This window comes from Bacillus proteolyticus, from assembly GCF_001884065.1.
GTDB lineage: Bacteria > Bacillota > Bacilli > Bacillales > Bacillaceae_G > Bacillus_A > Bacillus_A proteolyticus.
On sequence record NZ_MACH01000019.1, the window covers coordinates 1 to 12,605 of the forward strand.

Sequence of the window (12,605 nt, forward strand, 5' to 3'; positions counted from 1 at the left end):
CATACCTGTTCCAGGGAAGCCACCCATACCCATTCCAGGAAAACCGCCCATACCTGTTCCAGGGAAGCCACCTATACCCATTCCAGGAAAACCTATAATACGGTGAGAATCTAATGTCATGTTTCCACCTACTTTTTATAAATATTTCATACTCTTTTACATGCTATGCTTAAAGAAAATAAAGGAGCTTATTCTCATTTGAAATTAGGCAAACTAGCTACTGATAAGTGGGGTTATGTGAACTTCGTATGTATAGGATATAGATAAAAGGACTTTCAATCTTCGAATAAGAATTTAATAATTTATACAATGAATTGATAAACTGGGCAATCTGTTCATGTTAGAGTTTGTTATCATCAATTCTTTAATCGAAAGATATAGTATTATCATTTCGAGAAGATTCTTTTATCTCCAGTTTTGGTAGCGATAAGGACTTTTGGGGAGGAGAAATCAATTACTCTTGTTTAGTTTATAGTAAACAAATTAGTCTCATGCGTAGGCTTTTAGTTCAACAATAGGTAGATTACTTTCCTTTAGTTTGTAATTAAATATTATATCGTCCATGCGAAAATTCACATCAACTTCAAGAGAAATGAGAGTACCCCCGATTTCTACTTGCTTTCCGTTCTCAGTCTCAAAAGTGAGCGCACCGTCAAATATTGCTATATACTCATCGCAGGTGTATAAATATATAGCAATAAGTGTGAAATGTATAATTACCCCTAAAGTATCATCGTTAGTCTGAATATTTCTCTTAAACTTATCGATTTTTTTAGTACATCAACCCATAACTTCACCCCGTTTTTCTATTGTAAAGAAATTCTGTATATATTGATTATATATGGTGTGGAATAAATTGGTGATGGTTATTGTTAAAATTCCAAATATAGAAAACCAGAAAATTTAGTTTTATGAGAAGGGAAAATGTGATAAACTGTAAAAAATAACTAAAAAGCAATGAAAGAGAAGAGTACATATTCAAAACTTTTCAGAGAGCTGATATGTGGTGGGAATCAGTAAGGGATGGATATGGAATGGGCTCTGGAGCTTCTCACTGAAATGAGTAGGTAAAGACGGTTACTTCACGTTATCGAAGTATGAAGTGAGCTAATGATAGCTAATTAAGGTGGTACCGCGGGAGTCTCTCGTCCTTTTTATAGGATGAGGGGCTCTTTTTATTTTTATTTTGAGGAAGGAGGAGTTAGTGTGAGTGAAAAAATAATGTTAACAGGAATTAAGCCAACAGGTTATCCGCATTTAGGAAATTATATTGGTGCAATTAAACCAGCATTACAAATGTCAAAAAATAATGAAGGAAAAGCATTATTTTTTATAGCTGACTATCATGCGTTAAATGCTGTGCATGATCCGGCGAAGTTCAATAGTTATACGAAAGAGGTAGCAGCAACTTGGTTATCGCTTGGACTTAGTGAAGGCGTTATTTTTTATCGCCAAACAGAAATACCGGAGATTTTGGAATTAACGTGGATACTATCTTGCCTAACTCCGAAAGGACTTATGAACCGCGCTCACGCGTACAAAGCGAAGGTAGAGCATAATAAAGAAGCAGGAGTAGAGATCGATGCAGGTGTGAATATGGGGTTATACACATATCCTATTTTAATGGCGGCTGACATATTATTATTTCAAGCTACTCATGTACCTGTCGGAAAGGATCAAATTCAGCATATTGAAATCGCTCGTGACATTGCGACGTATTTTAATCATACATTTGGCATAACATTTACGCTTCCAGAGTATGTAATACAAGAAGAGGGTGCTATTTTACCTGGTCTTGATGGAAGAAAAATGAGTAAAAGTTATGGGAATGTGATCCCGTTATTTGCAGAGCAAGAAAAACTGCGGAAATTAATATTTAAAATAAAAACAGATTCTTCACTTCCAAATGAACCGAAAGAGCTAGAAACGTTATTTACAATTTATAAAGAATTTGCGACAGAAGATGAAATTCAGTCGATGAGTGAAAAGTATGGAACCGGCATTGGATGGGGCGATGTGAAAAAAGAACTATTCCGTGTTGTTGACCGTGAATTAGCAGGTCCTCGGGAAAAATACGAAATGTATATGAATGAGCCGTATTTATTATATGAAGCGTTAGAGAGAGGTGCTGAGAGGGCACGAGCTATCGCGAAGGTAAATTTAGCGGAAATTAAAAAACGGATTGGATTTGAGAGGGGACGCTGAGCGTTCCCTTGTTTTTTTCTATATAAGATTTAATGATTTATTCGTCATATTGTTACGTAAAGTAAGGGGTTTTATATTTCCTTTCAAAACTTATTAGTTGCATATATTAAAAAGTATGCTAATATAGGGATACTTATTAAACGTGTTTAATAAGTATAATTAAAGTCACTTATTAAAGTTGTTTAATAAGTGTAATTCATTCTATAACGAAGGAGATGATTCTATGAAAACGGAAAAAGAAAAGATGTTGGCGGGGGAGCTATTATTAACCCTGGTATTTCAATTGGAGACAATGTTGTAATTGCTTCAGGAGCAGTTGTGACAAAAGATGTACCTAATAATGTAGTAGTTGGTGGTAATCCAGCTAAAGTTATTAAAACGATAGAAGAATAAAAGGCGTTTTCATTAGTGTGTAAATTATCGTATAGACAATTTGAAAGGTGTTTCATATGGAGAAATATAGTGCGGACAATCATACAAAGACATTACTTGCCTCCCGAAACGTTCTTTTTCTCTTATTTGCTTTGCCAGGTGTCGCGTTTGCTACATGGATTTCGAGAACGGCAGCGGTGCGAGAGATTTTAGGAGTGTCAAATGCAGAAATGGGCTGGATTTTGTTCGGACTATCAGTCGGTTCAATAATTGGTTTACTGAGTGCAAGTCGCTTCATTGACTGTAAGGGAGCTAGAGACGTTATTATAGGCAGTATGTTTTTTATGATTGTTGGATTGCTTTGTTTAGGTATTAATATTTATTTTGTTTCTAGTATGGGGGTTTTTGGTAGCTTACTAGTATTTGGGGTAGGATATGGATTAGCAGAAGTCGCATTAAATGTAGAAGGTTCTTCCATTGAGCGGAAATTAGGAACAACACTTCTACCGAAATTTCACGGTTTTTTTAGCGTAGGAACTTTAGTAGGCGCGCTTAGTGGTTCTGTCGCGGCTTCGCTTCACATCCCAATTCTGTATCAGTTTCTTGCAATTTCGATCGTATTTGTATTACTTGTATGTATGTTGTATCGTTTTCTTCCGCATGGAACAGGAAAGAAGGAGAAATCGCGGAACAAACAGCGAGCAAAGCATACTTCCTTACGTATGGAAAAAAAGGTGCTTTTACTTGGTCTTTTTGTACTTGGAATGGCATTTGCAGAAGGGAGTGCTAATGATTGGCTACCTATCGTGATGGTAGACGGACATCAGCAAAGTGTAGTGACAGGTTCTATTATGTACACTATTTTTGTATTGGCAATGACGTTAGCTCGTATGTGTAGTAGTTATTTTCTTGATCGATTCGGTCGTGTCGCTGTTATGCGTGCTACTATTATGATGGCGATTATAGGAATTTCAATCGTCATATTTGGGAGTAACTCGTATTTTCTAGCAGTTGGTGTCGTACTATGGGGGATTGGTGCGTCGTTAGGTTTCCCAATTGGGCTTTCTGCTGCTGGAGATGGCGGCGAAAATGCGACTTCTAATGTTGCTACAGTTTCTATAATCGGTTTTACAGCGTTTTTAGTCGGACCACCATTTTTAGGGATACTTGGAGAAGCATTTGGAATACGTAATGCTTTGCTAGCTGTTTTATTATTTGTTATCTTGTCTGGAATTGTATCGTCTGTTACGAGAGAGAATACATCGAGTTAAATACGGAGTGCCGCTAGTAGAAATATATCATCTCTATTGCTTTAGAAAATGATGTATGATATATTGTCAACGCAACTTATTAAAAGTGTTTAATAAGTATGTTGATTAAGGTGGTGAGCGATTTGAGTGAACAATTTGTTACTCAAAAATCGATTAAAGAGACAATCTTTCGCGGCATTCGTACAGCTCTTCTAGAGCGAGGTAGTGCAACGAAAATTGAACTTAGTAATACATTAGAAATTAGTTTTCCAACGATAAGTAAATTTATAGAAAAAATGAAACAAGACGGTGAAGTAACTTTAGCCGGTTTAGATGATTCAAGTGGCGGAAGAAGAGCAAAACGATATGAATATAATCCAGAATATATGTTAGGTTTAGCGATATTTTTAGAGAGAAATGAGACGAACTATACAATTTTTAACTGTTTAGGGGAAGTAAAAGAACAAGGGAGTACTTCAAGTGCATTAATTGATACGGGCCTAAGTGTATTAACAGAACATATAGAAAGTCTTATAGCTACGTTTCCAAAAATAAATTCTATATCAATTGGTGTTCCTGGTGCGGTCGATAATGGGCGTATTTTCTATATTCCTGGATATGAAAAGTTCCAAAATTTTAATTTGAAAAGTCATTTGGAGGAACTGTTTTCTATACCAGTAGTAATAGAAAACGATATGAATGCTGCTGTGCTCGGCTATCATAAAAACACAGGAAGTAATGACAATTCATCTCTTGTATATTTGTATTCAGGTCAAAATGGGCCAGGTGCGGGGATTATGGTAAATGGAGATGTTGTACGCGGAAGTACATTTTTCTCAGGAGAGATATCTTTCGTCCCGCAGTACGATAATAAAAATTTCTTGCAAGCTTTGAGAAGTGGAGACGAAGTTGAAAATTCTAATAATCCAGAGGAATATAATATAGATGCTATTACCCGATTAATAGCTACATGTATAGCTATTATTAACCCTCATGGATTCATCTTCTGTGATGATGAAGTGAACCAATTCGTAATAGATCAAATTGTAAAAAGTTGTCCGCAGTATATCCCGGCAGAACATATTCCGAAAATAACAGTGAGTAATTGGAAAGAAGATTATTTATATGGATTAAAAAGTCTTGGACTTGATCTTATGATTACGAGAACAAATAAAGAAAATTAAATGTGCTGGCAATGAAGCATCCAATTGTCAGTTGAATAACATAAAAGAAAAGGTGTCGATTATGAAAATTGAACATATAGCAATTTGGGTGAATGATTTAGAAGGAATGCGTGATTTCTATAAACAGTACTTTAATGGTGAAGAAAATAGCTTATATCACAATCCGAAAAAGCAGTTTGAATCTTATTTTATAACTTTTGAAGGTGGTGCGCGTCTAGAACTTATGAAGCAGGTAGGGATAGATGATGCATTACAAACACAAACAATAGGATATGCACATATTGCTTTTTCTGTAGGTAGTAAAGAAAAAGTGAACGAATTAACTAATACATTAAGAGAAGCAGGATACCCTGTATTAAACGGCCCGCGTACTACAGGGGATGGTTACTACGAAAGTGTAGTAAGTGATCCTGAAGGAAATCAGATTGAGATAACAATCTAACATTTTATTTACTAATAACGAATAAAAATATAAAACTTTGTTGTTCCCCAAAATGTTTACGAGAAACCTATTATTTCTTCAGAAAGGGGGACATAACATTGAGTGAGTCAATTTTTATTTTCTGTATATATCCATTGCTTATTTGTATTATATCAATAGCTGTGACATATAAAGTAGGTACATTTTATATGATGCCAATGGTAACATTTCTTATTTTTCTTATGTTAAATATTACATTATACGATCCATCATTTTTCTTTTGGGTGGGCATGTATACTATTTTTTCATTTATTACTTCTTATATAACACTCTTATTTGCAAAGGAATATAAAGCTGTAGAAAGAGAGCGTTAATATCATTTTGGGGAAATTGGAATTTATGGTGAACGGTAACAACCTCATTTCACGTTATAATGACGGGAGATGAGGTTGTTTTATTTCTATATAAAATATGTAATGTTTTTTAATTGGAGTGTTGGAACTCTTTAATAATCCGCTCAATGACTGGATGAAGATTAATAGGCAGCTTATCAAGCGAAAAGAAGCGCAGTTCTTTCGATTCCGTTTGATCGCATACAAGCTCGCCGTGGAATTCTCGGCAAATATAAACAACGAGTACACCATGTACTTGATCACCGTTTGGATAGGTTTGAAAGAAATCAGGTCCTGAGTATGTACGGAAAAGTTCTGGATTTTTGATAATAAGTCCAGTTTCTTCAAATACTTCTCGTTTTAACGCGTCTTCTAACGTTTCGTTATATTCTAAGGCGCCGCCAATAATGCCCCAGCGCTTAAAATCTGTACGGAGCTGCAATAATATTTCATTTTTCTCATTTAATATAATGGCGTGTGATCCGATTAAAATAAGTGGTTGATTTCCTACTAGATTTCTCATGTCTTCAATATACCCCATATTTCTTCTCCTTATATTTAATAATAATTAGGCAGTTCTTTTAACATTTTTTCTGTTTTACGTGCTGTAAATGCTAAGTTATGATCATCTTTTGTTCTAAAAAATAATGTGCGTAAAAAGAGTTTAATGTTTGCGCATAAAATACAATACTCATTAAGGGAAAGGCGTTTTCTAATTTGAGGAAGCCTTTTTATTTTTTTATAAATAATTGAAATTAACTCATCTTGCGGAAAGTCATGATATAGCATCGATAGTAACGGCGTAACAATGCGTTCATCTTCGTTATTATGAAATAGATCCGATGGAATGAACATTTTATTTAATAAACAATGAATTAATTCTTCGTACCACTCAAAGGTCGTATAGGAATTATGAACAATTTCAGTGAAGGCATCAGATACGTGTGCAAGACAATGAGCCCATCCTTTATTTTCAATATAGCCTCGAAAATCCATTTCTAAGTTTGTGTATGTAATGAGTTTGTTTTTTATTTCTTCGATATCCTCCTCTGTAAAAAAGTAGTGCGAGTTAGCGAATTGGAGTATTAACGCGATTAACGAAACAGTGTAAGAACGTGTGAAAACCCCATCTGTATGTGGGGAGTGAATGTCACAATATAAATACTCATCACTTAAACAAGTTTGTAAAAGTAATTTTAGTTGATCATCCATAAGAAATTCGTGATGAATAAAATGGGAAAAACATTTATAGATAAGTTGGTAACGAACGTAACTATCAGTCGTTCCGACATACTGAAGCATGTTCAACGTTAACTCATTAATATCTATATGTTGCAGTTGCGTATAGTCATTTTGTTGTATAAGCTCTAACTGTTGTTGCAGCGCTGTAATATCCAATGGAGAACCTCCTCCGCACTTTAAAGATGCGATGTTTTCTAGTATTCTATATATTCAAGGACAATCCTGCTCATGCAAGGAGAACAAGTAGAAATTCGGGTATGACATAGATGAGGGAAGTATATGATGACTATAGAACAGTTAGAAAAATATTTTAAAATAAGAAGAAATGCTTCTTCTGTCATGATAAAAGAAAATAATGCAGAGATTTTTACAGAAGAGCAATTAGAAGAGATGATGCAATATTGCGTTGCTGAAGCTGAAAAAGATGGATTAGAAAAACTACATTTTGAAATCTCTTCAAAAAGCCCAAATTATGATGTGTATAAAAAATGTTTCGAAACGTATTCATTTGAATATATTACTGAAAACATGATCGTATTTAAGGATATATATGAAGTAGAAGCTGTAGAAAGTGAAATTGATTTTAAGCTTATTGAAGAAGTAGGAGAAGATACTTTTTATTCTCTTTGGAACGAAATGACGGAAGAACAAGTCACTTATGATCAATTTGTAAATATGATGCTACAAGAAATTGGTGGGCAATGGAAAGAACATTGTTTAACAGCGAGTATCGATGAAGAAGAGCCAATAGGAATTGTAATCCCGCATATTGAAAGAGGTACGTTAGAAGAAGGAAAACTTATGTATTTCGCAGTCGCTCCAAATATGCGAAATAAAGGGTATGAAGCAGCATTCTTTACAGGGGCAATGTTTGTCTTAAAGGAAATAGGCGCATCTTATTATATTGGTGAGACAAATGTGCAAAACGAGTGGATGAAGGATGTCTTTGAAAAGAACGGATGTCAGCAACTGAGCTCTACTGAGCGATATGTGAGAATATTTTAGAAGGATGGATGGCTTACTCTCTCGAACTCATTTAGCGGGAGGGTTATATATGCTGGAAAAACAATTCCATTCTTTTGTTTTACTGTATCCAGAGATCTTGTTAGAAGGTTGGAACATCGAAAAATTTTCAGAGCGTTATGAGGGTGAAAAGTGGGAAACATTTTGGTTTCAAGTTGTTACGCCAACTAGTATGTTTCGGGTAAAAGAGTTTTTCCTCGATATAATGGAGCCGGTATTTCCAGATAGTTGTATTTCTCAAGCAAAAGGAGCTTGTTTTCAATATAAAGGGCTTGTGTATTGGAAAGGTGTAAATTATAAGGGAAAAGAAAGTTACGTTACATCTAAATGGAAAACGCAAATTGAAATTTCTATTGATCGTGGGTATGTAAACCAAGATGAAATGGAAAGATTTCTATTTGGGTTACAGCCGGTAAATATGGAGTTTGCGAAAACGATATTACATACACCATTTCACTTATTAAGCTTTCAAGCGAAGAGAGGTGAAATGGGTGAGATAGGAAGATGTCGTGAGTGGAATGCTCCAGATGACGTAATCTATTCGAAATTGCCAATTCATGAAAAGTTAAGTTGGAAGCTCGAATCGGTCGGATTAGGAAATGACGAAACGCAGTATGTATACTGGGATGAAGATAGTAAACTATATGCACTTTGGGTTTGTAGGCATAAAAACAAAGCGTACTATCCTGTTTCTTCATGGACAACGAATTATAGCGTTAAACAGATGATAAACGGGTTAGAGTTTTATTCGCACCCAGATCGGGGAACAGTTGTATATGAAGATTTAGATGATGAGCAAATCGCATATGTATTTCGAGGGACTCCGTGTACAAATTTTGAACAAGTAAAAGAACTTTTTGCCTGTTTGTAAGATAAAAAGAAAAATGAGAACGACAAAGTAGATATTCCTATAATACAATAGAGTAAGATTCGATTATAAGAGAAAGCGTTGGTGAAAGAATGGAGCAGCAAAGAAATTGGCTACAAGCAACTGTAGAAAGAAACGAAGATAATACGTTACAAATAAAGTGGGAAAATAATATAGAAGAAGTTCGTATTTATTGGAGTACTTCACCAGATCATATTGAAGAAACTGGAGAATTACTTGCAACGGTAAATGGAGAATCATCATATACAATTGAAAACTTAAGCGGAAATGAGCGTCCATATTTTAGACTAGTAGGTAGTAATGGACAAGCAGTAACAGTAGCTGAGCGTAGACTGCCATTACAAGGCGCGTTTAACTTCCGTGATATGGGCGGATATGAAACGACAGAAGGCCGTAAAGTAAAATGGGGCAAGTTGTACCGCTCTGAAGAATTAGCAGGATTAACAGAGTGGGATATCGAGTATTTACAAAAGTCTGGCTTAAAATTAATTTGTGATTATCGTACAGATTTTGAAGTGAAACATAAGCCAAATCCAGGTATTACAGGCGCTCGTCAAATATGCTTACCAGTTATGCAAGAATTAGCGAAAGATTTAAATATAAATGAGTTTTTCCAAGTTGGTGATTTATCAGTATTAGGCAAACCAGGCGAATACCTTGTGAAAATGAATCAAGATTTTGTAAATGGTAATGAGGCGTTTGTGAGCTTCTTAAAACTAGCTCGAAATCCAGAAAACTTACCGTTAGTAAACCACTGTACAGCTGGAAAAGACCGTACTGGATTTGGTTCTGCATTATTATTACTTCTATTAGGTGTATCAGAAGAAACAGTCATGGAAGACTATTTATTAAGTAACGGCTTCCGTGAAAAGTTAAATGAAAAAATGATGGCCTTTTTAGGTGCGAAATTACAAAACGATGAAAGTAGAGCAATATTAGGTGCGATGTTTGAAGCTCGTGCTGAATATTTACAAGCTGCGATTGATGAAGTTAAAAAGCAATATGGATCAGTTGAAGTATACGCTGAAAAAGCTCTTGGCTTTACGAAGGAATCGTTAGAGGAAATGAAAGAATTATTGCTAGAAGATAAATAATGAGGAGGGAGGCTGATTGGATTAGCCTCCTTTTATTATTGTTGCTATAATTTTGCTTATGAGGATTGTTGTGCACCGGGGAGAAAATGGATGAAAAGAACTTACGAATCGGGGGATAAAATGATTCATACACGTTTAAAAGCAGAGGGGTTAAGAGGAAAGCTATCAACAATACTAAGTCAAGATTATAAGGAACTAGCTGTTCAGAATTTAAAGGTGATTGGAACGGGAGTGCAAAATATTGTTTTTCGCGGAGATTCAGAAAAGGGAGCTTTAGCTTTTCGAGTGCCGTGGGAACGTGAAGTAGAAAATATAAATGAAGATTTATTTAATAGCCGGATTTCTTTGCAAAAGGAAACAGAGCTTTCTAAGTTTTGTTATTCAAAAGGTATTCCAGTGCCAAAGATACATGAATTGCATCTTTCTGCCGAACTTGATTTTTTAATATCGGATTATGTATCTACTGATCATATGCCAATTTCTGCATGTAAAATAGGGAAGTTAGTTAGTGAGCTTCATAGTATACCAATCGATGGTTTACAATATGAGCAGAACATTAGAGAGCCGATTAGTAAGTATATAGCGGAACGCATTGTGAAAAGAGTGGAAGGGTTTAATACAATTACAGATTGTGGGATTAAACTTCCGGATGTACAAACAATTAAACATATTCTTAGTAGGGCTGATCATATAAAGAGTTTATTGCATATGGACATTCGACCAGCAAACTTAATTGGATATAATGGAGAAGTTAAAGCGATAGTTGATTGGGATAACGCTCTAATTGGTCATCCATTATTGGAGCTTATGAGAATAGCTGAAACGAATGAGGTTAATTGGGAAGAATTTAAAGCGGGATATAAGAATGATAGTATCTTTAACGCTACCCCGCATATTGTTAGTTTATTTTATAGGTTAGATACAGCGGTCATGCTTGCAAACTTATTTATAGCACATTTGAAAATAGAAGATAAAGGTGTATTCTATAAAGAGCGAGTCAAAGCACTTTATAATGAAATATATATAAGCTTATAATTAAGCTATGAGAATGAAGTTTTTAAATTAGGAATTGAGGAGAACATCATGAAATACAAAGTAATACTATTCGACGTAGACGATACATTATTAGATTTCCCTGAAACGGAAAGGAACGCATTACATAACGCGTTTGTACAGTTCGGCATGCCTACAGGATATGATGATTATCTTGCAAGTTATAAAGAGATTAGTAATGGATTATGGAGAGATTTAGAAAATAAAATGATTACGCTAAGTGAATTAGCGGTAGACCGATTTAGACAATTATTTGCACTTCATAATATAGAAGTAGATGCACAGCAATTTAGTGATGTATACCTTGAAAACTTAGGGAAAGAAGTACATCTTATAGAAGGTGCAGTGCAATTATGTGAGAACCTTCAAGATTGCAAGTTAGGTATTATTACGAATGGATATACTAAGGTGCAACAATCAAGAATTGGAAATTCGCCTGTATGTAACCTCTTTGAACATATTATTATTTCAGAAGAGGTTGGCCATCAAAAACCAGCACGTGAGATTTTTGATTATGCATTTGAAAAGTTAGGAATTACTGATAAATCCAGTGTACTAATGGTTGGAGATTCCTTAACTTCTGATATGAAAGGCGGAGAAGATTACGGTATTGATACTTGTTGGTATAATCCGAGTCTGAAAGAAAACAAGACAAGTGTTAAGCCGACTTATGAAGTGGAGAGTTTGCTGCAAATTTTAGGGATTGTAGATATTGCGGAAAAAAGTGTAGTCTGTTCCTAATCTGAATGAAATTGTATCGACGTTTCGACAAGAGATATCGTTTTAACGACATGTTATGACAAAAAAGCCCTTTATTATAAGGGCTTTTTTTACATTAATCCTCAAAAATAAAAATCTCATCAATCGTACTATGAAGTACCTTCGCAATATCATGAGCAAGCTGCAAGGAAGGGTTGTATTTCCCTTTTTCGAGATGGCTAATCGTTTCACGGCGTACACCAACACTTTTCGCTAAATCTTCTTGTGTCATATTCAATTTGGCGCGGTATTCTTTTATCTTCGTTACGAACGCCATGGTGCATCTTCCATTTCATCAACAGGTTTATCGTAAAAGAACATAGAGAACCCAAACGTAAGAATAAGTGTGCCGAAAATAAGAGCGATATCAATCTCTTGTAGCGCCGGGTTTGGAAATAACATTTCAATAAACATAATGATAGCGGTAGTTAGTAATGTAACGATAAATGCATTGCGGCACGATTTATTGACGATTTGTTCAAACAGTTCATCGTGTTGAACCGTTCTATATGTTGTGAAAAAGGAGAAGAAACAGAACATAGTAAACAATCCTTTTTCATAAAAAAAGCCGAGGAAACCGAAGAAACCGAGAAATCCTAAATATTTTATCCAAGTTGTTTTCACGATAGATTCTCCTTTCGATGTTAGAAATAAATCACGTTATGTTATAAATATATCACATATGGATATGAATGGTAATAATAGTTTTCCGATTCTTTTC

15 protein-coding genes, 1 pseudogene and 1 other annotated feature are annotated in these 12,605 nt (G+C 35.0%); of the genes and pseudogenes, 11 read left to right on the top strand and 5 right to left on the bottom strand.

The window, feature by feature from the left end:
* Positions 1-489 precede the first annotated feature (489 nt).
* A complete protein-coding gene (locus tag BAQ49_RS34020; RefSeq protein WP_098889810.1) occupies positions 490-768 on the bottom strand; it encodes a hypothetical protein in 279 nt (92 codons plus the stop codon).
* A 180-nt stretch (positions 769-948) separates the two neighbouring features.
* Positions 949-1,156 (top strand) — a binding site (T-box leader).
* Between the two features lie 5 nt (positions 1,157-1,161).
* On the opposite strand from BAQ49_RS34020, the gene BAQ49_RS02950 reads away from it, so the two are divergent.
* The 6 genes and pseudogenes from BAQ49_RS02950 (at position 1,162) to BAQ49_RS02975 (ending at position 5,806) form a co-directional block, all read left to right on the top strand.
* On the top strand, positions 1,162-2,205 hold the full coding sequence (locus BAQ49_RS02950) for a tryptophan--tRNA ligase (RefSeq protein ID WP_116733426.1): 1,044 nt from the start codon (positions 1,162-1,164) through the stop codon (positions 2,203-2,205).
* A 246-nt stretch (positions 2,206-2,451) separates the two neighbouring features.
* A pseudogene (locus tag BAQ49_RS02955) lies at positions 2,452-2,598 on the top strand (acetyltransferase); the annotation flags it as partial.
* A 56-nt stretch (positions 2,599-2,654) separates the two neighbouring features.
* On the top strand, positions 2,655-3,848 hold the full coding sequence (locus BAQ49_RS02960) for an MFS transporter (protein ID WP_071744125.1): 1,194 nt from the start codon (positions 2,655-2,657) through the stop codon (positions 3,846-3,848).
* Positions 3,849-3,970: 122 nt separating this feature from the next.
* On the top strand, positions 3,971-5,011 hold the full coding sequence (locus BAQ49_RS02965) for an ROK family transcriptional regulator (RefSeq protein ID WP_071744126.1): 1,041 nt from the start codon (positions 3,971-3,973) through the stop codon (positions 5,009-5,011).
* A gap of 61 nt (positions 5,012-5,072) precedes the next feature.
* On the top strand, positions 5,073-5,453 hold the full coding sequence (locus BAQ49_RS02970) for a VOC family protein (protein WP_071744127.1): 381 nt from the start codon (positions 5,073-5,075) through the stop codon (positions 5,451-5,453).
* Between the two features lie 98 nt (positions 5,454-5,551).
* Positions 5,552-5,806, top strand: a complete 255-nt coding sequence (locus tag BAQ49_RS02975; RefSeq protein WP_071744128.1) for a YbeF family protein — start codon at positions 5,552-5,554, stop codon at positions 5,804-5,806.
* 109 nt (positions 5,807-5,915) lie between these two features.
* On the opposite strand, the gene BAQ49_RS02980 is transcribed toward BAQ49_RS02975, so the two are convergent.
* Together BAQ49_RS02980 and BAQ49_RS02985 are read right to left on the bottom strand one after the other, a co-directional pair.
* The gene (locus BAQ49_RS02980) at positions 5,916-6,365 is read right to left on the bottom strand and encodes an NUDIX hydrolase (protein WP_071744129.1); all 450 of its coding nucleotides are present in this window, start codon (positions 6,363-6,365) and stop codon (positions 5,916-5,918) included.
* 17 nt (positions 6,366-6,382) lie between these two features.
* Positions 6,383-7,222: a DUF2785 domain-containing protein gene (locus tag BAQ49_RS02985; RefSeq protein WP_071744130.1), complete on the bottom strand. Its 840-nt coding sequence runs from the start codon at positions 7,220-7,222 to the stop codon at positions 6,383-6,385.
* A 123-nt stretch (positions 7,223-7,345) separates the two neighbouring features.
* On the opposite strand from BAQ49_RS02985, the gene BAQ49_RS02990 reads away from it, so the two are divergent.
* From BAQ49_RS02990 to BAQ49_RS03010, 5 genes are all read left to right on the top strand, one after another.
* Positions 7,346-8,071: a GNAT family N-acetyltransferase gene (locus tag BAQ49_RS02990; RefSeq protein WP_071744131.1), complete on the top strand. Its 726-nt coding sequence runs from the start codon at positions 7,346-7,348 to the stop codon at positions 8,069-8,071.
* Positions 8,072-8,120: 49 nt separating this feature from the next.
* The gene (locus tag BAQ49_RS02995; RefSeq protein ID WP_071744132.1) at positions 8,121-8,960 is read left to right on the top strand and encodes a hypothetical protein; all 840 of its coding nucleotides are present in this window, start codon (positions 8,121-8,123) and stop codon (positions 8,958-8,960) included.
* 89 nt (positions 8,961-9,049) lie between these two features.
* A complete protein-coding gene (locus tag BAQ49_RS03000) occupies positions 9,050-10,072 on the top strand; it encodes a tyrosine-protein phosphatase (protein WP_071744133.1) in 1,023 nt (340 codons plus the stop codon).
* Between the two features lie 90 nt (positions 10,073-10,162).
* Entirely contained in the window at positions 10,163-11,107 is a 945-nt protein-coding gene (locus BAQ49_RS03005) for a phosphotransferase family protein (protein WP_071744134.1), read from the top strand.
* A gap of 48 nt (positions 11,108-11,155) precedes the next feature.
* Positions 11,156-11,866 (top strand): YjjG family noncanonical pyrimidine nucleotidase, encoded by a 711-nt coding sequence (locus BAQ49_RS03010; protein WP_071744135.1) that lies wholly within the window; start codon positions 11,156-11,158, stop codon positions 11,864-11,866.
* A gap of 94 nt (positions 11,867-11,960) precedes the next feature.
* Here the strand turns inward: BAQ49_RS03010 and BAQ49_RS03015 are convergent, their stop codons facing one another.
* Complete coding sequence (locus BAQ49_RS03015; protein ID WP_071744136.1) at positions 11,961-12,161, bottom strand: helix-turn-helix transcriptional regulator; 201 nt, start codon at positions 12,159-12,161, stop codon at positions 11,961-11,963.
* Positions 12,149-12,508, bottom strand: coding sequence for a DUF2178 domain-containing protein (locus BAQ49_RS03020; RefSeq protein ID WP_000859232.1), 360 nt, complete (start codon positions 12,506-12,508; stop codon positions 12,149-12,151). Before BAQ49_RS03020 ends, BAQ49_RS03015 begins: the two co-directional genes overlap by 13 nt.
* Between the last annotated feature and the right edge of the window lie 97 nt (positions 12,509-12,605).